Consider the following 22,891-nt stretch of genomic DNA (forward strand, 5'->3'; position numbering starts at 1 on the left):
ACAAACGGTGTGGCGAGAGCGACAAGCGCAAGGCCCCCGCCAAGACCCCTAACACCCCTTGTCGCTACGGGTACACCCACCATCCTCTGTGCCCAGAACCATTCCCTCTTCACTTGTCGGATGCATCAATTATCTTTATTTGCTACCCCAAAGATGTTCGTCCGGTTCGTATGGTAGGGGGTATATATCCTTTATCGTGTATTTCTCAAGTTTGGGAAAGGTCCAGCCGTTTTTCTCCTGGATGTATTGCAGGAGCAGGACGGTGGTATCGGGCGAACCCTGCGACCAGATCAGGTGCCGACAGGTTCCGCATGGAGGGGTGCCATGCTTCTGTACCTCTGGCACCGGGTCGGCAACTATAATGCTCTTGATCTTCGCTGCGTACGACTCCTGAAGGATCATATTGGCAATCGCATGCCTTTCTCCACATACAGTAGCGTGGGCAATATTCGGTTCGTAGCTGGCTCCATCGTGGATGTGACCACTATCTGAGAGGGCAAATGCATATAGGGTATCGATGCCGCCGCGTGCATGCCGCATCATATTGTATTTGATGATCGCTTGCTTTGCATGTTCGATCAATCTTGTTTCCTCTGAGGTTAACACTGCATTCATAATAAGGCAATTTTAGCATATCGAGCAAAGGTGGCGGCTACAATAAGAACCTCTATTCTGTGAAATGAGGAAAAACTTTCCCTCAATCCCCCAAAATGGAGCCGCACGGCAGGCTATTGTAGAAGTGTATCCCAGAAAAACGGTAAGACATTACTTGAGTATTGTTGTTGTTGCAGAGAGGAGGGAGAATTTATCATTTTATAAACATCACGCATATTCTCCCTTCAGTTGTAACAAAAGAAAAAAGAAAGCAGGCGCAAAGCTCATGACAAACTCCAGGGAAGTCAGTCCATCCAGGCAAAAAGAGTTAAAAGAGATAGAGCGTGCTCATCAATCAGGGTCTTCAGGTGATTTTTTTCGTCCCGACCAAAGCGGCTCATCCGGGCAAAAAGGGTCAGAAGAAGCAGAGCGTGGTCGTCAACGAGAGCAGACGCGTAAGTTATCCATACGTGCTACAAGTCCAGTAGAAGGTACTGAAAAGCGTCTATTAGTAAGTCGAGACAACCAGCAAGAGTTAGTATATGGGGAAGAAGCAAGGTTTATGCTAACAGCAAACGAGAGAATTGGAGCAGGTCCAACGCGTCCAGAAGAGCAAAGGATGAATGAAGAGAAGTTTAAAAAGGTAAAGGAAGCCCTTCTGGTAAATGGCGAGAAATCTTACACAGATCAGGGAACCGGATGGAAATTCGACCTGGAAGAAGAAGCGGTTCAGGCGAAGCAGCCAGAAAATCGTGGATTTGACCCGATACGTAATTTATAATGCCATAAAATATACTAAGTGCGCAATATCATTATATTGTTTAATACAGAGTGTACGGGTGTAAAATCCAACAATAAATATAAGACCACATGGGGAGTTCTTCTTTCGCTCAGCCTGCCTCCCTGGTTTTTGGCGCAAGCGGAAAACAGGGGGAGGTAGGCTGTCCCAAAAGCTTTTCCTTGTTATATCCTTCAATGTGAAATATTGACATCTATCCTCTTCGCTGCTATCCTCGCTGAGAGCATGCCTTTTCAGTCATGTGTTGAACGTTCCGCCCACTCTATCATTGTGCTTCATTAATGGACGCAGGCGAGAGGTGCAAGGTGTATTTTTTCACGCGATTGCTGGCTGGTATACTGTACGTATATGCTTTTTTTTTGCGGATTGGGAGGAAGATGATGAGGCTGAACACTACTGACAAGCAAACGCTGCCTCCTCGTGAAGAGAGCAGCGAGCAATCCCCGCCACGAGTAGAGATCCCCGAAAATAGTTCATTGCGCTTACCGGGTATGGCAGGGGCGACGGCTGGTCCTCGCCCGCCTTGCTTTGATTTTGAATCGGGCAATTTGTCGGGCTGGACGGCTGAGGGAGAGGCGTTTCTGAAGCAGCCGGTGCGCGGCGATCGCTTCGTGACCAGCCAGGTCAGGCCAGGAATCATCCCGCTTGGCGGCGATTATTGGAACGGACGCTATCCAGTTGGACATCAGGGCGAGTACTGGATCAGCACCGAAGGTCATCTCACGGGTACACTGACCTCCGACGAGTTCGTGATCGAGGCACAATTTCCCTGGTTCAACTTTCTCATTGGCGGCCACGATGACGAGGATGCATGCTGCGTCTCACTGCTCATCAAAGCGACCGAGGCCAACCAGCAGCGCCTATCTGAAGCATATCCGCTGGTGCAGATCGAGGGCCGGGGCGCTTTCTATCAGGTCTTTGCCGCTGGTGTTCACAAAGATGAGCGGATGAGGCGCGAGTCGTTTCTGGCAGAACACTATGCTGGTGAGCATGCCTGCATTCGCGTGGTTGATAACGCAACCTCTGGCCATATCAACGTCGATGATTTCCGTTTCTCCACTGATGCGCCTGCAACGTTGCCGATTGAAGCTGGTGGTGGCGACCCCGCTGCGCCTGTATGGGGTTTTGCCGACCTGCACACGCACCCGATGGCACATCTGGCCTTTGGTGGCGTGGCCTTCTGGGGAGAATCCGATGGCTCCATCGAATCGGCCCTGCCCTGGTGTACACCTGCACATGGCATTGGCGGCCTCGGCATCGCTGGCAGGGAGGGTAACGTGCTGATGTCGTTCTTTGAGCAGGTCGGCTATGGCCTCGACGTGGGGCATCGTGTCGGCGGCTATCCACAATTCGACGGCTGGCCTCGCTTCACGACGATGGTTCACCAGCAGATGTATATCGATTGGATTCGCCGCGCCTATGATGGTGGGCTGCGCCTGATGGTCGCGCATGTGCTGAATAACGAAATGATGGCGAATCAGTACGACGGCCACGCCCCCTATGATGATAAAACAGCGGTGGAGATGCAGATAGCCGCGATGAAAGCTGTCGCAGCCCGCCACGCCGATTGGATGGAGATTGCTTATAGTCATGCTGACGCACGCCGCATCATTCACCTCAACAAGCTGGCGGTCGTGCTGGGTATTGAGGTCGATTCGCTGGGGAACTGGAAAGATCCTGATGCCGTGACCGAAGATGAGATGCGCTCCTATCTCCATCACCTCTATCATGATCTCGGCGTCCGTCATCTTTTCCCCGTTCACATGGTAAATAACGTCATTTCAGGAACTGCCATTTATCAGGATGTATTCAGCCTCGTGAACTATTTCCTGCATCATCAGTATTTTCAGGTAGAAGATGGCAGCGCGTATGCTATCCAGTTCCGTCTTGAAGAAGATCCGGGGCCAGCTATCGAGATTGGTCGTGTGACGCAGGGGTACAATCCGCCCTATCAGCAGGTGAGCGGAGGTCATATGAATAGCGCGGGCCTCACAAGCAAGGGGCGCTTTTTCCTGCAAGAGATGGCGCGGCTGGGCATGCTGATTGAGGTCGATCATATGTCTCACAAGGCCGTTGAGGAGGCGTTGACGCTGGTTGAGCAGTACGACTATCCCGTTGTGGCCGGGCATATCGGTTTTCGCGAACTGTCCTGGCAGCGGCACACGGAGACGGAGAGCATTCATAAGTGCGCCAGCGAGGGCTTGAAGACGGCTGAGCAGGTCGAGCGTATCCGTAAGCTGGGAGGGATCATTGCCCCGATTGCCTCTCAGAGCGACATTCGCGATGTGGGGGACGTGATTCCCTCACTCAAGGGGAAGGTGCGAGACGATTGCGCCGGTTCATCGAAGACGTGGGCGCAGGCGTATCTCTATGCCGTCGAGAAGATGGGCGGGCGCGGCGTCGCAATTGGCACCGATACTAACGGTTTCGCCAAATTCAATGGTCCGCGCTTTGGACTCAACGCCGGTTATTTCCTTGATTACAATGTTGCGGGCATGGGGATTGATCCCAAACGCCGGGCATTGCGGAAAGAGCAGGCCAGGGTGCAAGAGAACGGCGTGCGCTATGGTGAGCCGCTCATCGACCCGCGCCAGTATCGCTTTGAGGGCGTGTTGCAAGGCGATGTCTACGACGATATGGATCGCGATATCTGGCAGGCCATCGCGCTCTACAAGGCTGGTTACAATCCCTGGACCGAGCCGGTCGATCTGCTGGAACTCTTTGAGCGTGCCAAACACTTTGCGAAAGGCTTTTTCGCCACCAGCGACGATCAGTTAGAGCGTCCCGGCCTGTTGCCCGGCGACGAACCCTGGGAGCAACGGGCGGCATTTCTGGTGAAGACAGGTCAGCAGCCGGGCCATTCTGTGCGTGATCCCCAGCGTGTGCATGAGATCTATCCAAAGGTGCTGGCGATCTGGCAAAAGTGGCAGGCGATGGAGGGCGACAACCCGCCTCTGAAGCGTTCACGAGCCGGACAACGCGACTTTGACATCAATATTGATGGAGTGGCGCATTATGGGATGCTGCCCGATCTGGTGCAGGATTTGAAAAACGTCGGTTTGACGGATGACGATCTGTTGCCTTTCTTCCGCTCTGCCGAAGATTACATCCAGACCTGGGAGAAGTGCGAGCGCCAGAGCAAGCTGCTCTAGCGCTCGCTATTGAAGGAGAGGAGAAGTTCCCACTACACGTAGCGACAAAGGGGCGGTGAGGAGCGGACGTGGGGGCCTTGCGCTTGTCGCTCTTCACCATACCGTTTCATCCTCTCCTGCAACGCAGATATTTGTACCTCCACAGCGACAAGCGCAAGGCCCCCGCGTCCGCTTACCACCTCTCCTTGTCGCTACGCGTGACCCAACACCCTCAATGACCTCACGGTTTCCTTTCTAATTGATGGATGCTCCAATAACCACCAAATCCACTAGAGGGGTAATATTACTTACTCTGCTCTATAAATTCGGGTAAGCGTCGCTTAATCATGTCGGTCCAGTCTTGCGTGTAGGTTTCCTGAATGCCAGCGCGCAATTTGCCGGAGGCGCGATGGGTGAATTTGAGCAACGTTGCCTCGCCCAGAGGAACCAGTTCGTAGCGGACAAACCCCTGTACGGGTTGCTCCATTCCCATATGGCCGTCTATTTCGAGTAGCTTGTTCTGCTCGATCAGTGTGACGATGCCAAAGAGCGAACCTTCTCCATTGCCGCAATCTTCGTAGAAGCGCTTGCCAACTTCGGGTTCAAGGATCATTTTTCCTCGTTTGTAGGTGCAGGTTTCATCCCACCATGAGGCGATATCGTGGGTGATTGCCTGGAAAACGCGCTCTGGGCCAGCCTGGATTGTTACTTCCATCTCGATCTGCATGAAATCGAATCGGGGTTTGGCTGCGATTTGCTCAGTCATTATGTCCTTCCTTTCACCAGAAGTCTCGACAAAATGTTTCATCCGTAACATAGAAGCCGCCCATTGGGCCTCGTAGGGTTTTAACCAACGTTCGTAGATGGATTGGAGAGGGATGGCGTTGAGGTAGTTCCAGCGTTCGCGCCCTGCGCGCCTGACTACGATCAGGTCTGCTTGCTCTAATACCGTAAGATGCTTCATCACGGCGAAGCGCGAGACCTGGAACAAGGAGCTAATCTCGCTACTGATCTCGCCAGTGGTACGAGGTCGCTCCTTGAGCAGGTCCAGTATTGCACGGCGGCTAGGATCTGCCAGTGCCTTCCAGATCTGTGTAAATTCCTCACCCATATGTGAAGAAATGGTAACATATTTTAGAACATTTGTCAAGCATTTTTCTGGTGCAGGAGCACCTCGCCCATACCAACGATCTGCGCCGGTGCCTCAGCCAGTGGGAAGAGTTGTTCCCTGGCCCATTCAAGCGCGCGGCGATTTCCCTCCTCCGCCTGTTCTTTCGTTGCAAAAATGCTGATGCTCAACGCCGCCTGCTCTCCGACCTGCACGGAATAGAACTCGATAAATCCTGGCTCATTGCTAAGGAAGGGTAAGAAAAACTCTTCTGTTCTGCGAGCAGCTTCTTCCATCACATCTGGCTTGAACGTTATTTGTCGCATAATTGCATACATTATGTTGTATTCCTTTCTCCTGACCCCATATCAAAAGGGTATCAGTATTCCATGAAAAAGCGAAGAACGCAACAATGGTCTTGTCGCCAGCAGGGCTTTCCAATTCTCCCATCTAGCAGGAGTACAGAGGGCGGCAGCCCTTTGCCGGGGTGCGGGGTGTCCCCGCAAAAAACTTTTTCCTTCTCTTTTGCGCGCCGCCTGCGGCGCGCGAAGGAGGGAAGGAAACTGGGGACCCCCCAGACCCCGGCAGGGAGACCCCTGCACCCCTTTGAGCGGAGAACTGGAAAGCCCTGTTGTCGCCAGCGAGGGGCGCTCAACATATTGTTGATCTTTCTGCGAGTATAGCCGGATAAGCTGAAAGAATTGACCCTGATAAAAACGTGTTGCGTCGAGGAACGAGGAAATTGATCAGTTGGGCTTTTGTGGAGATATCTTTTATCGCGCATTTGTAGGTATATTCGCAAATGCGCGATAAATTGCGTCACTAGCTGGCTGGCGCGTATTGTTTAAGGAAGTGCAGGATACGTTGTGCGGGAGCATCGCCATTGTCGCCACCGAAAATCTCGGTTCCGTGAGCTGTACCCGGATAGAGGGCGATCTCCTTTGGTTGAGATGCTATATTATACATATGTTGGGCATCCGTGACGTACGGTTCATCATCCTCACTGGCGATAAAAAGCTTGGGAACCTGCATCGTTTTCAGGTCCGCATCAGTGACATTCACCCCGAGGGCTTGTGGGGCCGAGAGTGAAATCAAGGCAGAGGCTTCTCCCTTTACGGCGACGTTGAGGGAGGCCGTTCCCCCCATGCTCGCGCCCATCAGCACGTATTTTGTCGCGCCTTGCCGGTGCGCGAAGTTTACCGCAGCATTCAAATCAACGTCTAGTACTGTGGTATCCTCCTCTCCGTCTGAACCGCCATACCCGCGAAAATCGTAAAGCAACACCTGATAGCCCAGCGCTGCCAGACGTTGAGGGATGCCGCTATCTCGCCAGATTGCCAGGCTCGTTCCTCTCATATGCGAGCAGATCACCATTGTTTTGCCCTGTCCATAGAGTTCTCCGGCAAGCTTCACATGGTCCTCAGTAGTGAATGACACAGAACGAGCTGGTACATTAGGCGTTGTTGGAACCGGGATGATGGTTGGTGTGGGGGGAGCAACCTTCGTGCTTTGCGTCGTCACGTCCGAACCGCATGCTGCCAGTATGAGCAACGGAAATACCAGGAGTAAGAGGCGTGGGATTTTCATTATGCACCTTCCAATAGTGATACGCGTTGTGTCTGTAAAACAACATCATGTTTTGTTGTACTTACCTGTATCCGAGTTTCGTGTTCTCAATATATACTGAAATTATACCTGTCCAAGTATACACAAAGGCCGAGCCTTTGACAAGCATCTGGGGCGACCGCACAGGGCTTTCCAAATCTCCCATCTAGCAGGAGTGCAGAGGGCGGTAGCCCTTTGCCAGGGTGCGGGGTGTCCCCGCAAAAACCTTTTTTCTTCTCTTTTGCGCGCCGCCGCAGGCGGCGCGCGAAGGAGGGAAGGAAACTGGGGACACCCCAGACCCCGGCAGGGAGACCCCTGCCCCCCTTTGAGCGGAGAACTGAAAAGCCCTGGGCGACCGCACGACCCGTCTATGGTATAGTGCGACCCTTGCCGGTCGCCCGCTCACTCTCTCATGAACACGCTCAAACGTTGCCGACGGCTGCTCCCCGTGCGACATAGGCAATCTCGCCATCGTGCCATTCGGGATCATCGGTGAGCAGCGAACGTAGTTGTTTATAGCGTGCATCCTGTTCGGGACTTTTTGCGTTGGCCCAATAGGTCTCTTTGCTCGCAAAGACCACTGCGACATAGTAATCATGCGCGTCGGTGTCCATACGATAACAGTAAGTGGTAATGAAGCCCGGTACGTGCTGTGCCTCAAAAGACTTCATTGTTTGTATAACCTGTTCTTCCATACCAGGCTTCAACTTCATATGTGCAACCGTTCCATACATCATAACTGTCCTTTCCGCATAATATGTCTGTACCTGTGTTGCAAATGAGAGGAGCTTTCCGGGAAAATTACGATCTTGTCTACATCCTGGATCATAGCAAAAGGACTTGTCAGAGGGATTCCGCTTGAGTTATACTAATAACCTATCAAGTGGTTACTAATAGCAAAAGGAATATGTATGGAGAATATTCAGGCAATCGAACGATATTTGGAGGCCGTGCCGAAGGCCGAACTACATGTACATCTGGAGGGATCGATCCAACCCGCCACACTGTTAACGCTGGCTCGGCGCAATGGCGTGACGCTGCCTGCCTCGACGGTGGAGGAGATGCGTGAGTGGTTCCGTTTCCGCGATTTTCGGCATTTCATCGAGATTTACGCTGCCATTTTCGCTGGTTTGCGCACGGCTGAGGATTACGAACTGGTTGTCTACGAATTTGGCGCGGAGATGGCGCGCCAGAACGTACGTTACGCAGAAGTGACGTTTTCCGCCAGCACCCATCGCTACACGATGGGTATTCCACACGATGTCTATTTCAGCGGCTTGCAAAAGGGACGCGAACGTGCAAAACAGGACTTCGGCGTTGAAATACGCTGGGTGTTCGATATTGTACGCGATATCCCGGACGAAGCGGATCGGAGGAAGCGAGCGGAGTTTACAACGGCGGTGGCAATCGAATGCATGAACGAGGGCGTGATCTCGCTGGGTCTCGGTGGCTTTGAACAGGGATATCCGCCAGAGCAGTTCGCGCCCTGGTTTGAGAAGGCGCTCACGGCAGGATTGCATAGCGTTCCCCACGCCGGAGAGGGCGATGGACCGGCCAGCGTCTGGGGTGCTCTGCGCGCGCTGCATGCCGAACGCATCGGTCATGGTGTGCGTTCAATTGAAGATGCCGATCTGGTCTTGCATCTGGCCTCGCATCAGGTGCCATTAGAGACCTGTCCCCTCAGCAATACTTGCCTGGGCATCTATCCCAACCTGGCCGAGCACCCTTTCCTGCCCCTGTATCGAGCTGGCGTTCCTTTGACCGTCAATTCGGACGATCCCCCACTCTTTGACGCAACCCTCAATCAGAACGTCAATGCCCTCTACGAGCCGCTGCATCTCGATCTCAACGAAATTGATGAGATCCTGCTCAACGGTGTACGCCATAGCTTCCTGCCACCAGAGCAAAAAATAACTATGGAGACTTCTTTCCGCGTAGAGATGGCCCGATTGCGCACTGATTTGTTGCACTCATAACAGATATGTTATGCTAGCAAGCAGGGGGAGTTCATTGTGAATTGTAATAAGTGATCTCCCCATTTCGTAATAGCGCCCATAATTAGAGCATCCAGCAAGTGAAGGGGAGAACGACTGTGAGAGCAGAAGATGTTGGGTTACTCGTAGCGACAAGGGGTGGTTGAGGGTCTTGGTGGGGGCCTTGCGCTTGTCGCTCTCGCAACAACGTTTGTCTGTTTCCAGTTCCAGCGTGACCCAACGGCTCGTAGCGACAAGGGGTGGTTGAGGGTCTTGGTGGGGGCCTTGCGCTTGTCGTCGTTGGGTACGAGGGTGGGCGCAAAGGGAGAGCGACAAGCGCAAGGCCCCCGCCACCCCTCCACGCCACCCCTTGTCGCTACTACGAAATAGGGGTTATTTCATTTTATGTTAGCATGGTTGGTGGTCGTTGAACACAAAAAATTGTAGAGAGATGGCGCTCTGGTGGCCTTTCGCGCGCCTGGGCTGGTTGCTAGTAGCCTTATCGACATCGGGGCTTTATCTCGCGCTGATCCCATCCTATTTCGCCGCGTTGCATGAGGTGCAGCCTGCCAATCAGCACACGTTTACGGGCCGCTTGAGCGCCTGGGATATGCAGGTGTTGCGGGAATGGGGACTCTCGCTCGATACCTACGCCATCTGTATGGTCGCCGCCGATCTACTCTTTCACCTCAGCTATGCTCTGGTGGCCGTTTTGCTGTTCTGGCGCAAACCTCGCGATCGGATGGCGCTCCTGGCCTCGTTTGCGCTGATCCTGTTTCCTTTTGGCTATGCGCGAACGACATTGCAGGGTTTGCCGCCTGACTGGATGTGGATTCCGGTGGCGCTGGTGTTGCTGGGCAACGTGAGCATGATCGTGTGCGCCTACGTCTTCCCAGATGGTCGCTTGCTGGCACCCTGGATGCGCTGGTTGGTTGTGCTGCTCTTTGTCTTCTGGCTGGCGCAGACGTTTGTTCCGGCACCGTTCCTCTCTCCCAGCATTCCCGGCTTTATCCTCTTTCTCACGTTTATCGCCAGCGCCATGTGGATGCAGATCTACCGTTATATCTTTGCGGCCACGCCACACCAGCGGCAGCAGATGAAATGGGTCGTGTTCGGAACGGTGCTAGCGGTTATGGGCAATATTGGGGGTCGCGTGCTTTCGCAATTGATTCTGCTCCCGCTCTGGCCCAATTGCATGCTGATCGTGGCCGGTGAAGTGCTGATTGTGACCTGCTCCATGCTCATCATTCCGCCCGCAATCGGGATCGCCATCTTCTCCGCGCGGTTGTGGGATATCGACCTGATTATTCATCGCACGCTGATCTATAGCACACTGACGGCGGCGCTGGCAGTGGCCTATGTTGGAGTCGTTGTTGTGCTGCAAATCGCGCTGGGTCGCCTTATCGCCGGGAACGATCTGATCATTGTGGCCTCAACGCTCGTGATCCTGGCGCTGTTCCAGCCCTTGCGCCGCCGTATTCAAAAGGTCATCGATCACCGTTTTTATCGTCGCAAATATGATGCTGCCCGGACGCTAACCTCGTTCAGCGCGACACTGGGTAATGAGGTCAATCTGGAACAGTTGAGCGAACGGCTGGTAAGTGTGGTCGAGGAGACGATGCAGCCGGAACATGCCTCCCTCTGGCTACGCTATCCTGTGCAGAGAAAGAGGCGGCGCACCCTGCACCTCCCCGCCATTTCTTCGCAGGACAATAAATAATGCAAATAACACTAGAAGCCACGATTGAGCAGAGCAATCGCAAAGAGCAGCAGCATCGTCATTAAGAGAACAATCCAGAAATTGGCCGCTGGCTGTAGCGATGGCTTTTTATGCGCGATTTTGTCGAGCCTGTCAGGTCTATACAAATAATATCGCATCGATTCCTCGCCTTTCCTTCATGAGCTGTAACAATTTAACTGGTAACTCTCTCCTGTCGTAGTCGAGCGATTTATCGCGGGGAGCTTGCCACATGGCAAGCTCCCCGCGATAAATCGCTCGACTACGACAGGAGGAAGCGCCGGGTTAAATTTTCAGAGATGTTCAAATATTTTCCTGCTTATCAACTTATGGTAGCAGCGCTTGCTTCTTCAGGATATCGAGAATGTCAGGTACTTTTGGGGGATAGATCGAGTTTGCCCTGAGTGTGGTTTGCCTGTGTACGACCAGCTTGTGGTACCAGGAATTTCCGTGGACTAATAATTTTGCAGCTCATCGTTAGTATATTACTCCCGAATAAAAAGCGGATAATTACAAGCAATAAAATATAGTCAAGCATCTGGCAAATTTATGGCTTATCAATCTCATACGTTGTGTGCAAGAGATTGAACAATATGACATAATAACAGCGTAAATTTACTCACCTCAGTTGCCTGGTACAAGGGGATCGTCTGGCCCGAAGCCCCTATCCCGGTGGATTGGAAGGTGTTGTATGCACAAAGAGAACAGGTGATCGGAGCATGTCATCTGTCTGGCGAGAAAGAGGTGCAGAGAGAAATGGTTTTCCTTGCCCGTTTCCTGTATGGCAATCTCAAAGGCTATCGCCTCCTGGTGGTGGGCGCGTTTGCCGCAACCATTCTAGAGGTAATTGTGGCCGGGCAGGTTGCTTTTGTGACGAAGTTTATTATCGATAAAGCAACTCCCCCTCATACTGATCCAGGTGGGATCTACACTATTATCTTAAATTTGTTTAAGCCGGTTGCCGCCGGGCAATCGCACGCCATTTTTACGACAATTACATTTCTGCTGATAACTTTGGTGGTGCTGGGGCTGCTCGATTCAGTTTTTACCTATGCACAACAATTTCTGGCATCCTATATCGCTCAGCATTTGACGGCCCGCTTGCGTCAGAAGCTCTTCGACCACTTGCAGCGTCTCTCTCTGGACTGGCATGGCAAGCAGAAAAAGGGCGATCTGGTGCAGCGCGTTACCGGCGATATCGCCAGCGTCGAGAAGTTGATTACTGATGGTCTGGTCGATCTATTGGGCAGCGTCTTCACCGTTTTAAATGCGATTGTGCTGATGCTTGCCGCGCAGGTGCAGCTCACGGTCATCTCAATCGTAATGGTTCCCGCTCTCTTCTTCATTATCTTTACGTATACACGAGCGATCAAAGCAGCTGCGAAACGGGCGTCGAAATCGGTTGGACAGGTTGCCGACGTTGCTACGGAAGACGTGGGAGCGATCACCGTCCTCAAGGCTTTCTCGCTGGAAGACCGTGAGGCCTTGCGCTTTAACCGCTATGTGGGCAAGAGCCGTCAGGCCGGTCTGGAAGCTGGTGGATTGCAAGCGCAGTTTACTCCGGTGGTTAACCTGTTGATTACGATAGGAACGGCTGTCATTCTGGGCGAGGGCTGTTTCGCTCTAGCCACCGGAACGTTTCCCATCGTCAATATCCAGGCGAACCCTCCCGTCACAGCCGGGACGCTGGTGCTGTTCCTTTCGCTGTTGAAGCAGCTCTATCAGCCTATGAAGGATCTCTCCAAGCTGACGAACGTTGCCACCGCTGCCGCCGCTGGTGCCGAGCGTATGCAAGAAGTACTCGATCAAGCTCCCGAGGTGACAGAGAGCGTGGCCCCCTATCATGGCCCGCAGCGCTTCCAGGGCGACATTCGTTTTGAGCAAGTGATCTTTGGCTATACTGCCGAGCGCCCCGTCCTCAAAGGCATTGATTTGCATATTCCCGCTGGCAAAAAGGTTGCGCTGGTCGGCCTCTCCGGTGGCGGCAAGACGACGCTGGTGAAGCTGATCCCGCGCTTCTATGAGACGCAGCAAGGGGCTGTGAAGATAGATGGCATCGACAATCGCATTATCCCCCTCGATGTGCTGAGGCGTAATGTGACGCAGGTATTGCAGGAATCGGTGCTTTTCGAAGGTACGATCCTGGATAACATTAAGATCGGGCGACCAGATGCAACGATGGAACAGGTCTTTGAGGCGGCTCGTCAGGCGCAGATTCACGAGACGATCATGAGCCTGCCTGATGGTTACGATACAGCCGTGCGCGAACGTGGCAAGAACTTCTCCGGCGGTCAGCGTCAGCGCCTCGCCATTGCCCGCGCCATCCTGTGCGACTCGCCCATTCTTGTTCTCGACGAGCCGACCGCCGCGCTCGATGTGGAGGCCGAGGCGGAGGTGCTACGGGTCATCGATAAGCTGGTCGTTGGACGTACAGTATTGATGATCTCGCACCGCCTCAGCACGCTTGGCAAAGTCGATGAAATTATCGTGCTCAAAGATGGCGTTATTGCCGAGCAGGGCAATTATCAGGATTTGAAGGCGCGCAACGGCATCTTCGCTGGCCTGCTAAAAGAGCAAAATCGATATAATGTGGATTACTCTGGCGAATCGATGATTGTGCCAAAGGGCGAGCTTCAGCGCATGCTTGGTGTGCGCTCTCAAGGGTTGGGGATGCAGCCGCCTCCCGCTCCAATCTCGTCGCTTGCCGCACGACCGGAGGTTGCGGTCGCTGGCAATGGTCAGCGCGTAGCTGTTGCGAACGGTGGTGGTAGCCCATCTGGTCGCCTGTTGATCGAGGTGGATGGTAAGGTTGTGGGTCAGAAGCCGCTTGATAAGCCAGTGCTTACGATTGGGCGTCTCCCGGCCAACGATGTCCATGTTCCCTCGCAGCGCGTCTCTCGCCTGCATGCAAAGGTGCGCTGGGATGCGATGGAGCATGGTTGGCTGATCGAGGATGCCGAGAGCCTCAACGGACTGGTCTACCAGGGGCAACGCGTCGATCAGCACATCCTGCAACGCGGTGATCGCATCTACCTTGCACCTTCCGCCGTCCTGCAATTCGAGCCAGTTTAAGGCATTTCGTGGTGGAGCGATTTATCGGGAGGGGAGTCACTTTCCCCCTGGCTGGGTGCGCACCCTCCCGATAAATCGGGAAACTACGAAATACCTTACCGCTTTTGAAAGGAAATTTTCGTTATCGCGATAGGGCGGCTTTCGCTCCCTCTTGCGGCTGGTGAACGGTGGCAGCGAACAGGCGTTGATGGAGCCGTTCTACTACACACAACGCCAGTTTCTCCTCGTCGCCCGTATCGCTTCTGCGCAGCAGCGTCTCGTAGCAGGCCACCGCAGCTTTGAGGGCAAAGAACTCACGTAGCCCGAGATCGAGGCGCATGGTTGGCTCTTTGTCCTTGCCGGGCATATACTGTGCCAGAAGCAGCGAGATCACGGTCTCCGGCAACAGATATTCGCTGAGCATGTCCAGCGTTTGCCATGCCTCTTGCAGTTGGTCAAAGAGGAGGGCGGCATTTCCCTCCCCTTCCAATGTCTTTTGGAGCCATTTCACGGCTTCAAATCTTTCCATATTCACCCACCTCTCCATTATTCACTCTGACGTTTCGTTGTATGGAAGTACGGAAATATCGACATCTGTTAGCAGATAGCGTTGACCAGTGAGTACCCGGAGTCCGTAGAGGACTTGCATGGCGACCACTGGCTGCACAGGCTTGCCTTGCAGCGCCATCGCGCGCACCGTTACTATTGGGAGACGAGCAGAGCGGGCAAGGAAGATCGTGTTGATATGGTGTCGATTGAGGACATCGATGAGCCTGGGTTTGACGATGAGCGGTCGGGGAAAACGTGTTGGAAACGGCGCATTCTGTTCCGCTTCGATTTGTGCGAGAATGTGTACTCCCTCGCCTGGATTATCTGTCATACTTGATCCTCATCGTCTCGCTACCTGGAAGATATTTTGATCAAATGTGCAGCGGGTATTACCGCATGCGAGCAGCTAGGAAGAGGGTCGGCAGAAGATATTGCCATTGCCTTTTCGTCGCTTTCCGCTTATCTGCCAACGCTCATGGAGATTGTCAAAGAATCATCGGAGCATCGCAAAGAGGCGGCCAGGCAGGTTGCACAATGCCTCTTTCTCAAAGCGACCCTCTCTATGCACAAAGAAGGTCCAAAGCGCGCGGTGATCTATATGGAGCAGGCAGCAATGTATGGCAAAGAAAGCAGGAGTATCGCTTTGCAGTTGGGTATCCTTAAGCGATTGGCATGGATTTATGCCTGTGATAAGCAACGGCGTCCAGCGCTTGAGCGAGTGCTAGAAGGTCAAAGTATGCTCAAGAAAACAAAAGTGACAGTATCTCCTCTGGTACACTGTCGTCTTTATACAGGAGTGGCAGAGTATCAAGCGCTGAATGGTCATTATGACGATGCCTTAGTCGCACTCAGGGAGGCGCATAAAGCCTATGCTCAAGGCGGAAATGATGACAGTATAGACTTTAATTTTTCTGGTCTCATGCTGGAAACGGGGATGGCTCACTACCATGCAGGGAGGTACTCTGAGGCGTTCGCTGCGTATTCACAGATCATTGACCCCGAAACGCTTCTGCCTAAGACTGACCTTTCATCTGAAAGGATACGATGTGAAGTCATCAACTACGAAACGCTGGCATCTCTGAAACTCCCTAAGAAAGATATAGAGCGCTCTATCAAGCTCTGGACAACTGGCATGCAAAGCGCGATTGCATTACGAAGTGAGCAGCGCTTTAATGAGGCCATGACCGCCTATGATATCATGGAAGCACTCTGGCCTGGCGAGTCGCGCATTGTATCGTTGCATCAGTACGTCGAGCACTGGTAAGTAGCTCTGCCAGTATAATGCAGCCCTGGCTCCGCATCGAGACCAGGGCGTTGCTTTGCCCTCAATGTCTGCACAAATTATCACGAAACCCATGCAACATTATCGGGTTATTTCGTTAATTTTCATCATTGGTGCATCCGGCAAATGAAGGGGAAATGGCTCTGGGCGCAAAGGATGTCGGGATACCCGTAGCGACAATGGGGGTTGTGGGGTCTTGGTGGGGCCTTGCGCTTGTCGCTCTCGCAACAACGTTTGTCTGTTTCCCGATCCCAGCGACCCAACGGCGACAAGCGCAAGGCCCCCGCAGCCCCTCCACACCACCCCTTGTCGCTACGGGTGGGAGGAACCTTCTCTCTCCCCGGCGCATTTGCCGGATGCACCAATTATGCGCCCGCAGCCTCAGTTGTTGCAATCGCCTGTTACAACCGTTCGGTTCCCGATGGCCCATCAGTATCGAGATTGGGGAGCGCCTCACCTATCGTGGCAACGGCACTTTTGCTGCTGGCGTAGCCCCCAAGCGCTTTTGCAGCAGCTTTGATGGCACCGGCACTGGCCCCGGCGTCGCTCAGATCTTTCTCGCCCTCGGCCAGATTGATCGCATCTTCCGTTAGCCCGATAGTCAATGCGATGGTCTCGCTGACCGCGTTCTCGTCGTCGAGAAAGATGACGTTCTGACCAAGCAGATCGAGCCAGAAATTTTGAATCTCTTCGTCGCTGCCGTGACTGGCGTTACGCGGGAAGATGAAGAAGAAATGATAGCGGCGCTGTACCTCGGCGATGATTTGCCTCAATGCAATGTTTTCTCCCAACGGATCGCCAATCAGATTTTCGACCTGCTGCTTGTTGACGGCGGCATAGGCTTTTTCGTCGCCGATCAGGAATGCGTACCCCTTGCGGCCTCGCTTCTCCCAGCAGTCGATGGAGGTGTGGCGCGCCAGGAAGTAAAGGGCCAGCTCGTAGGATTCGTGGTTGGTGCCGCCGCCACCGCCCTCAAGGATGAAGTTGCGCAAATGCTCGTCCATCTCAACGCCACTCTCAAATTGCCCAACCTGGAGCGGAACACGATCACAGGTGGCATCGCCGAATGCTCCGAATAGGATTTGTGGGTCTTGAATATACCCCTTCACCAGCAAAATGTTCATCAACTCCGCCAGTTTGCGCTGGAAGACGCGAGGGATACCGCCCATCGAGCCGGTTTCGTCGAAGAAGACGGCTATGGCGTTGGAGTGTGGGTGCGCGTCGCTATCGCGGCTCTCGCGGAACTTCACGCCCTTTGGATTGAGCGTGGGATGAATCTCCCACTTTCTGCTCGATCGCACTGCCCTATCATAGGCAAAATCGCTTTTTCCTGCCTTTTTTCGTAAACGAGCTGCCTCTTCATATGCATCTGTTGACCAGCTTGAACCACCCATATGAAATTTCCTTTCTTTATGCTTAAAACTTTTTCACCGATGAATTAACGTTTGGGCATAGTGAATACATGGAATTTTTTTGGACCCCAGAGCCGTTCGATGAGCGTATCAAAATCTTGCAGTAAGGAATAGGCATCCTGTGGCCGTTGGCGAGGATTCGGCAATGTACATCCTTTAAAGTAGCTTTGCAATTGCCAGGGGAGAGCTGCTGACAACGTCCGTTTGTGTGGATCACCTCCTAACAGGTCGAGCATACATCTAGCCGCCATTGCAATATCCAGGCCCGGTGTCGGCTCCTCGTGGGCAAACACTTCCGCTGGATACCAGTCTCGATAGGCGCTGCTGATCGCGCTGATTCGCTCGCCCGTCTCCACAGGCCGCAGCACCGCATACGACCAGTCGATCAGAACGAGGCCGTGCTGCTCTGGATGGATCATGATGTGGATTGGCAGGACTGCACCATGAATGACATGATTGCTATGAGCGAAGTTGAGCGCAATCAACACGCGCCGCCAGATCCACGCCATATCTTTCGGATCGATCCCCTCTGGATAGGCTTCTCGCACCTCTTTGAGCGAATATAGCCCATCAATATGCTTGAAGACGTTGATGTTGCGAACCACGCCACTCTCTTGTTCGAGATACGAGAAGCTGTCAACAAGCTGCGGGACAAAATGGCGCAGCTTCTCGTAGCCCTCGCTTGCCCGCAAATGGTTGAGGATACGCGCTTCATTGGCCATCAGATCGTTATCGCCTGGCTTCATAGGAATCTTGAGCAACCCCCTGATTTGCCTGCCCGCCTGCGTGAAGCAGCCTGTATACAGCGTGCAGAGATCTCCATGCGTGAGCAGGTGCTCTATACTATAGTGACGAGTGCCGGTGCGTATCATAAAAGGGATGAAGGTCTCCTTTATTCCCGCCTTACCATAGATCCCCTGTTCGATTCTAAGCTGAGCCTGCTCCCAGAGCTTTGTCAGTTGCTTGAAGAGTATGCCTGCCCGCTCAAAATCTGCCGTTCCCTGATACACATCAGGGTGAGCTACCTTTGCCAACTGTCGAAACGTTTTGCGTGCCGCGTCAAGCATCTCCGCCCGCGTTCCCGTCAGGGAGCCGAAGATCTCTTCGGGGATGCGCGCCTTGCTGAGCAAAGTGCTCAAATGATCGAGTTCAGCGCTACTCATTCTCATCCTCTCAGATAGTGTATATTTGACACTATCTAAAGTCATTTATAACATACACCGGCGCGTATTGTCAAGGTTTTTCCTGTATCATTTTTTATTGCCTCGCTCTCGTGAAGCGCGCGTGCTAAAGCTGTTTGAAAATTTAAACCAGCGGCCTCCCCTCTTTCGTAGTCGAGCTTCATTCGTTGGGGCATCCAGAACATCCTCTGGGGTGGGATCGTATATGGTAGGGGCGATGGCTGGTCCTTGCCCGGCTTCACCACACTACGAAAGAGAGGAATTTCCGATTTTGGTTGTTAAAAATCATTATCGCGGGTGTTCCTCAAGATAGAGGGAAGCGGGCAGAGCGCGATCAATCGCGCAACTACGAATTGGTGGGGGATATAATAAAGATGCGAGATCACAACATATATTGTAGAGAGGAAACACACATGATGAACTGGTACAATCGGCCTCCACAATGGCAGGTTCAGGATGAGAGCCTGACGGTGCAGGTGGGAGCACAGACGGACTTCTGGCGGCTCACTCACTCGGGCGCGGTGAACGATAACGGGCATTTTTATTATCAATCGCGTGAGGGTGACTTTCTGGCGCAGGCCAGATTTAGCGGCCAGTATGCAACGCTGTATGATCAGGCTGGGCTGATGGTGCGTATCGATGAGAAGAACTGGCTTAAATGCGGCATCGAGTTGATTGATGGCGTTCAGCATGCCAGCGCTGTTGTGACGCGCGATTATTCGGATTGGTCTGTGGTGGCGCTCCTGGACAATCCGGCTGCGTTCTGGCTGCGTGTGAAGCGCGAAAATATCACGGTCGAGGTCTCCTATTCCCTCGATGGCGAGCGCTATCAATTGCTCAGACAGGCCTATTTCCCGCCTGTGCCCGCCGTGCAGGTCGGTTTGATGTGCGCGTCTCCTCTCGGTCCCGGCTTCTCCGTCACTTTTGCTGATTTCATCTTATAGTCATAGGGTGCGCAAGATTCGAGAAGTTTTCTCTCCATCAACCTGTTATGATGGTAAAACGGCTAAATATCTGATCGAAGGAGATATCTATGAGTAATGTAGAGGCTATTTGCCCTCCAGATCTTTCAGCGAATCAGTTTCGTTTTAGCGTTGAACATATGATGGATGCCGCTCCCGCCGTTCTCTATCGTTTATGGACGGAGCAGTTTGATCGCTGGTTTGCCACGCCTGGAACGCTGCTGATGAAACCAGAGATCAACGTGCCCTTCTTCTGGGAGGTTCAGCACGAGGGGAACCGTTACCCCCATTATGGGCGCTTTCTCAAGCTGCAACCCGACCGGCTCGTCGAAATGACATGGCTGACCGGGCCAACAGGTACGAAGGGGGCCGAAACGGTCGTGACTGTCGAGCTGGAGCCAGTGGGAACTGGAACGCGTTTGCGGCTCACTCATGCAGGCTTTATTGATCAGGAATCGCGGGATGGGCACGAGTTGGCGTGGCCTGCCATCCTCGCGCACCTGAACGAGCAACTGCAACCGCCGTTTTGATCCGCTAGAACGTCACGGGCAGCGCTTTGATGCCACGTAGCGTGAAATGGCGGTTCCAGACCAGTTGTTCGGGATCGCAGGCCAGTTGCAGACGTGGCATGCGTCGGAGCAGCGTGCTGAATGCGATCTGTCCCTCCATCCGGGCCAGTGGCGCGCCCAGGCAGGCATGCATACCTCTGCCAAAGGCAAGTTGTTTGTTGACCTGGCGCGTCAGGTCCAGCACCTCCGGGTCGGTGAATTGTTGTGGATCGGCGTTCGCTGCGATAAGCGAGATGAATATCATGTCACCTGTGGGTATTACCTCACCGTGCAGGGAAACATCTTCGCGCGCCCAGCGAGGCGAAGTAATGCTGACCGGCGAGGTATAGCGCAATAGTTCTTCGACCGCCGATGAGAGCAATTCGGGATGCTGTTGTAGCAGATGCATCTGATCGGGGTGTTGCAACAGTGCTAGCGTCCCATTGCCAATCAGATTCACGGTTGTTTCGTGTCCCGCATTGATGAGCAGCCAGATCGTTGAGAAGAGTTCGGCTTCGCTCAGTGCATCTTTGTCTTCCCTGGCCTGGACGAGGGCACTCGTGAGATCATCGCTCGGATGGCTCCGTTTCTTGGTCAGCAGCCCACGCACATAGCTGAGAAATGCCACCACCGCAGCATTTTTGGCCGCCTGCTGTTCTGAATTTTCGGGCGCGTTAAAGATCTTTTGCGTCCAGGTACGAAATTGCAGGCGATCCTGCAATGGAATGCCCAGGATATCTGAAATCACGTTGATGGGGAGCGGAAAGGCAAAATCGTTGATGAGATCCATCTCGCCCCGCTCTTGCACGGCATCCAGCAGTTCGTCTGTAAGCTGCTGGATGCGTGGCCGCCACTGTTCGAGGATGCGCGGCGTGAAGGCTTTGGAGACCAGCGAGCGCAGACGCGTATGGTCAGGTGGATCGACGCTGAGCAGGTCGCGTCTCCAGACGGTCATGTTCTCCCACGTCATCTCCTCGGGCGGTATTTCCTGCCTGGCTGTGCTTGAGAACACATTGCTTCTGTCCTTCACAAAGCGTGGATCTTTGAGAATAGCGACGGCATCTTCATAGCTCGTCACAAGCCAGGCGCGTCCCATGCCTCCAAAGTCATCAATAAAAGTGAGCGGTCCCTGTTCCCGCAACTTTGTGTAGAATGCATACGGGTGACTTTTGCTATTTTGTGATAACAAATCGTTAAATGATATTTGTTGCATATCTTATTGCACCTCTTCCTATTGATCGTTAATTCGTAATTGCGAGTTTTATCCGCTAGAGAAAAGTGTAGCTGTGCCGCTTATGAGGAACAAGGTGCAATCAACGAAATGTGTCTTACGTAAGACAAGGGGCGAAAAGTGTCTCAAAACTTGCAAGTTCTGAGACACTCAGGGATACGTTGGAGCAGATCACCAGGGAACAGTGTCGCCGCTGCCAAAGAAGCCGCCGCTTGGCCCGTCCGCAGGCAGCAGTGCAAATGGCAACACCGCTTTCGCCCCTTCTGCTGCCGTCATGAAACCTCGATGGCCGTTCAGATCTGTTGCGCAAAAGCCGGGGCTGACCGAGTTGATCTTGATTGCGGTAGTGTGTAGCTCGCTGGCAAAGGCAACCGTAAGAGCATTGAGAGCCGTTTTGGATGAGTTGTATGCTGGTACGGGCGGCGCTTTCGCTACGAACGAATCCGGGTCGCTCAGCATGCTTAATGAGCCAAGTTGAGTTGACATATTGACGATCCGCCCCGCTTCAGATCGCTTCAAGAGGGGAAGCATGGCCTTTGTAACTGCGAAGGGGCCAAAGACGTTGGTTTCGTAGGTGGCACGCAATACGTCGATATCCAGTTCTCCAGCTATGGCCCGGCCTGCTGGCAACGAAATAGCCGCATTGTTCACCAGAATATCCAGCCGTCCATATGTTGTGTCGATGAGCGCAGCCGCCGCATTGATGCTTGTCTGGCTGGTGACATCGAGCGCGACGCCGACCACCTCGCTGCCCTCTGTCTGCAATTGCTGAATAGCTGCCTCTCTGCGCCCCTGATCGCGCGCACCAAGCAGCACAATGATGCCCTGTTGCCCTAGCTGTCGCGCAATCTCGAAGCCAATCCCCTTATTTGCTCCCGTCACCAATGCAATCTTCTTTGTTTCTGTCATCATGAAATCCTTTCGTCGTGATGAACTGATGACTTTCTCGATATGAGAGAAAGACATGAACTCAGTTGTCGTTCCTCTGTGCCATTGCAACCCTCGGTGAGCTGCTGTATGATTACGATGTAAACATTATACAAAAGAATGTTTCTGTTGTCAACATTGTTTCTGTTGTCAACATCGAATTGGGAGGATGCATGAGGAATCGTGAGGAGCAGCAGCGTTCGTATCATCACGGCGATTTGCGCAACGCCTTGATTCGGGCGGGGCTGGAACTGCTTTCAGAGGGTGGAGCGGCAGCGCTTGAACTGCGGAAAGTCGCGCGTAAGGCGGGGGTGAGCCATGCCGCGCCTTATCGCCATTTTGCGGATAAACAGGCATTGATTGCCGCCATTAACGAGGAGGGCTATTATCGGCTGGCAGAGAGCATCAAGTCGGCCCGTGCCGAGGAACCGGACGACGATATTTTCGCCCAATTGCTGGCGATTGCGTTAGCCTATATCCATTTCGCGATCGATAATCCCTGGTTGATGCGCGAGATGTTCAGCGGCCTGACGGTTGAGCGCGAGGCCTATCCTGGTTTGTACGAAGCCTCAAAGCTAGTTTTCAGACAGTATGCCGAGGTAATTATGCGCGGTCAGCAGCAGGGGAATATTATTCAGGGAGAAGTTGGCGGGCTGGCCGGCGTTCTCTGGTCGCTGCTACATGGGGTAGCGATGTTGATTATCGAAAATCAGATGCATCCCTATGTCGATGAACCAGAGAAAATAGAGCAAATGGTGCTTATGAGCATCCAATCGCTCTATCGTGGTATCGGGCGGTGA

21 protein-coding genes are annotated in these 22,891 nt (G+C 53.2%); 9 read left to right on the forward strand and 12 right to left on the reverse strand.

The features are described 5' to 3' along the window. Nucleotides 1-135: 135 nt before the first annotated feature. Entirely contained in the window at nt 136-582 is a 447-nt protein-coding gene (locus tag K3T83_RS40785) for a hypothetical protein (RefSeq protein ID WP_220208887.1), read from the reverse strand. 187 nt (nt 583-769) lie between these two features. Between K3T83_RS40785 and K3T83_RS40790 the strand changes: the two genes are divergently transcribed. Then, the gene (locus K3T83_RS40790) at nt 770-1,375 is read left to right on the forward strand and encodes a hypothetical protein (RefSeq protein WP_220208888.1); all 606 of its coding nucleotides are present in this window, start codon (nt 770-772) and stop codon (nt 1,373-1,375) included. Nucleotides 1,376-1,770: 395 nt separating this feature from the next. Further along, nucleotides 1,771-4,545, forward strand: coding sequence for a membrane dipeptidase (locus K3T83_RS40795; protein ID WP_236065180.1), 2,775 nt, complete (start codon nt 1,771-1,773; stop codon nt 4,543-4,545). A gap of 283 nt (nt 4,546-4,828) precedes the next feature. Here K3T83_RS40795 and K3T83_RS40800 read toward each other — a convergent pair whose 3' ends face one another. The 4 genes from K3T83_RS40800 to K3T83_RS40815 form a co-directional block, all read right to left on the reverse strand. Next, nucleotides 4,829-5,674, reverse strand: coding sequence for a helix-turn-helix domain-containing protein (locus K3T83_RS40800; RefSeq protein ID WP_220208889.1), 846 nt, complete (start codon nt 5,672-5,674; stop codon nt 4,829-4,831). Continuing rightward, a complete protein-coding gene (locus K3T83_RS40805) occupies nt 5,671-5,970 on the reverse strand; it encodes a hypothetical protein (protein ID WP_220208890.1) in 300 nt (99 codons plus the stop codon). The genes K3T83_RS40800 and K3T83_RS40805 overlap by 4 nt, the downstream gene beginning before the upstream one ends. Nucleotides 5,971-6,454: 484 nt before the next feature. Further along, nucleotides 6,455-7,219, reverse strand: coding sequence for an alpha/beta hydrolase (locus K3T83_RS40810; RefSeq protein WP_220208891.1), 765 nt, complete (start codon nt 7,217-7,219; stop codon nt 6,455-6,457). Between the two features lie 440 nt (nt 7,220-7,659). After that, on the reverse strand, nt 7,660-7,974 hold the full coding sequence (locus K3T83_RS40815) for a putative quinol monooxygenase (protein WP_220208892.1): 315 nt from the start codon (nt 7,972-7,974) through the stop codon (nt 7,660-7,662). A gap of 174 nt (nt 7,975-8,148) precedes the next feature. On the opposite strand from K3T83_RS40815, the gene add reads away from it, so the two are divergent. Next, on the forward strand, nt 8,149-9,213 hold the full coding sequence (gene add / locus K3T83_RS40820; protein ID WP_220208893.1) for an adenosine deaminase: 1,065 nt from the start codon (nt 8,149-8,151) through the stop codon (nt 9,211-9,213). Nucleotides 9,214-9,661: 448 nt separating this feature from the next. After that, complete coding sequence (locus K3T83_RS40825; RefSeq protein ID WP_220208894.1) at nt 9,662-10,930, forward strand: hypothetical protein; 1,269 nt, start codon at nt 9,662-9,664, stop codon at nt 10,928-10,930. A gap of 11 nt (nt 10,931-10,941) precedes the next feature. On the opposite strand, the gene K3T83_RS40830 is transcribed toward K3T83_RS40825, so the two are convergent. Beyond that, nucleotides 10,942-11,088, reverse strand: coding sequence for a hypothetical protein (locus K3T83_RS40830; RefSeq protein ID WP_220208895.1), 147 nt, complete (start codon nt 11,086-11,088; stop codon nt 10,942-10,944). Nucleotides 11,089-11,632: 544 nt separating this feature from the next. Here K3T83_RS40830 and K3T83_RS40835 point away from each other — a divergent pair. Next, nucleotides 11,633-14,020, forward strand: coding sequence for an ABC transporter transmembrane domain-containing protein (locus K3T83_RS40835; protein WP_220208896.1), 2,388 nt, complete (start codon nt 11,633-11,635; stop codon nt 14,018-14,020). Nucleotides 14,021-14,141: 121 nt separating this feature from the next. Here K3T83_RS40835 and K3T83_RS40840 read toward each other — a convergent pair whose 3' ends face one another. Next, a complete protein-coding gene (locus tag K3T83_RS40840) occupies nt 14,142-14,528 on the reverse strand; it encodes a hypothetical protein (protein WP_220208897.1) in 387 nt (128 codons plus the stop codon). Nucleotides 14,529-14,549: 21 nt separating this feature from the next. Further along, on the reverse strand, nt 14,550-14,879 hold the full coding sequence (locus K3T83_RS40845) for a hypothetical protein (protein WP_220208898.1): 330 nt from the start codon (nt 14,877-14,879) through the stop codon (nt 14,550-14,552). A 36-nt stretch (nt 14,880-14,915) separates the two neighbouring features. On the opposite strand from K3T83_RS40845, the gene K3T83_RS40850 reads away from it, so the two are divergent. Then, nucleotides 14,916-15,812: a hypothetical protein gene (locus K3T83_RS40850; protein ID WP_220208899.1), complete on the forward strand. Its 897-nt coding sequence runs from the start codon at nt 14,916-14,918 to the stop codon at nt 15,810-15,812. 419 nt (nt 15,813-16,231) lie between these two features. Here K3T83_RS40850 and K3T83_RS40855 read toward each other — a convergent pair whose 3' ends face one another. Further along, entirely contained in the window at nt 16,232-17,224 is a 993-nt protein-coding gene (locus K3T83_RS40855) for a hypothetical protein (RefSeq protein WP_220208900.1), read from the reverse strand. 44 nt (nt 17,225-17,268) lie between these two features. Continuing rightward, nucleotides 17,269-18,405, reverse strand: a complete 1,137-nt coding sequence (locus K3T83_RS40860) for a serine/threonine-protein kinase (protein WP_220208901.1) — start codon at nt 18,403-18,405, stop codon at nt 17,269-17,271. Between the two features lie 431 nt (nt 18,406-18,836). Between K3T83_RS40860 and K3T83_RS40865 the strand changes: the two genes are divergently transcribed. Beyond that, entirely contained in the window at nt 18,837-19,367 is a 531-nt protein-coding gene (locus K3T83_RS40865; protein WP_220208902.1) for a DUF1349 domain-containing protein, read from the forward strand. Between the two features lie 89 nt (nt 19,368-19,456). Next, entirely contained in the window at nt 19,457-19,915 is a 459-nt protein-coding gene (locus K3T83_RS40870; protein ID WP_220208903.1) for an SRPBCC family protein, read from the forward strand. Between the two features lie 4 nt (nt 19,916-19,919). On the opposite strand, the gene K3T83_RS40875 is transcribed toward K3T83_RS40870, so the two are convergent. Both K3T83_RS40875 and K3T83_RS40880 read right to left on the reverse strand, forming a co-directional pair. After that, a complete protein-coding gene (locus K3T83_RS40875) occupies nt 19,920-21,146 on the reverse strand; it encodes a cytochrome P450 family protein (protein ID WP_220208904.1) in 1,227 nt (408 codons plus the stop codon). 189 nt (nt 21,147-21,335) lie between these two features. Next, nucleotides 21,336-22,076, reverse strand: coding sequence for an SDR family oxidoreductase (locus K3T83_RS40880; RefSeq protein WP_220208905.1), 741 nt, complete (start codon nt 22,074-22,076; stop codon nt 21,336-21,338). Nucleotides 22,077-22,264: 188 nt separating this feature from the next. Between K3T83_RS40880 and K3T83_RS40885 the strand changes: the two genes are divergently transcribed. Next, nucleotides 22,265-22,891, forward strand: coding sequence for a TetR/AcrR family transcriptional regulator (locus K3T83_RS40885; protein ID WP_220208906.1), 627 nt, complete (start codon nt 22,265-22,267; stop codon nt 22,889-22,891).

This window comes from Reticulibacter mediterranei, assembly GCF_016587455.1.

Bases quoted from the DNA above. Each gene is read 5' to 3' on its own strand.
- K3T83_RS40795 (WP_236065180.1), top strand. From the start codon at position 1,771: ATGATGAGGCTGAACACTACTGACAAGCAAACGCTGCCTCCTCGTGAA.
- K3T83_RS40805 (WP_220208890.1), bottom strand. From the start codon at position 5,970: ATGTATGCAATTATGCGACAAATAACGTTCAAGCCAGATGTGATGGAA.
- K3T83_RS40810 (WP_220208891.1), bottom strand. From the start codon at position 7,219: ATGAAAATCCCACGCCTCTTACTCCTGGTATTTCCGTTGCTCATACTG.
- K3T83_RS40815 (WP_220208892.1), bottom strand. From the start codon at position 7,974: ATGATGTATGGAACGGTTGCACATATGAAGTTGAAGCCTGGTATGGAA.
- add (WP_220208893.1), top strand. From the start codon at position 8,149: ATGGAGAATATTCAGGCAATCGAACGATATTTGGAGGCCGTGCCGAAG.
- K3T83_RS40825 (WP_220208894.1), top strand. From the start codon at position 9,662: ATGGCGCTCTGGTGGCCTTTCGCGCGCCTGGGCTGGTTGCTAGTAGCC.
- K3T83_RS40830 (WP_220208895.1), bottom strand. From the start codon at position 11,088: ATGCGATATTATTTGTATAGACCTGACAGGCTCGACAAAATCGCGCAT.
- K3T83_RS40840 (WP_220208897.1), bottom strand. From the start codon at position 14,528: ATGGAAAGATTTGAAGCCGTGAAATGGCTCCAAAAGACATTGGAAGGG.
- K3T83_RS40845 (WP_220208898.1), bottom strand. From the start codon at position 14,879: ATGACAGATAATCCAGGCGAGGGAGTACACATTCTCGCACAAATCGAA.
- K3T83_RS40855 (WP_220208900.1), bottom strand. From the start codon at position 17,224: ATGGGTGGTTCAAGCTGGTCAACAGATGCATATGAAGAGGCAGCTCGT.
- K3T83_RS40860 (WP_220208901.1), bottom strand. From the start codon at position 18,405: ATGAGTAGCGCTGAACTCGATCATTTGAGCACTTTGCTCAGCAAGGCG.
- K3T83_RS40865 (WP_220208902.1), top strand. From the start codon at position 18,837: ATGATGAACTGGTACAATCGGCCTCCACAATGGCAGGTTCAGGATGAG.
- K3T83_RS40870 (WP_220208903.1), top strand. From the start codon at position 19,457: ATGAGTAATGTAGAGGCTATTTGCCCTCCAGATCTTTCAGCGAATCAG.
- K3T83_RS40875 (WP_220208904.1), bottom strand. From the start codon at position 21,146: ATGCAACAAATATCATTTAACGATTTGTTATCACAAAATAGCAAAAGT.
- K3T83_RS40880 (WP_220208905.1), bottom strand. From the start codon at position 22,076: ATGATGACAGAAACAAAGAAGATTGCATTGGTGACGGGAGCAAATAAG.
- K3T83_RS40885 (WP_220208906.1), top strand. From the start codon at position 22,265: ATGAGGAATCGTGAGGAGCAGCAGCGTTCGTATCATCACGGCGATTTG.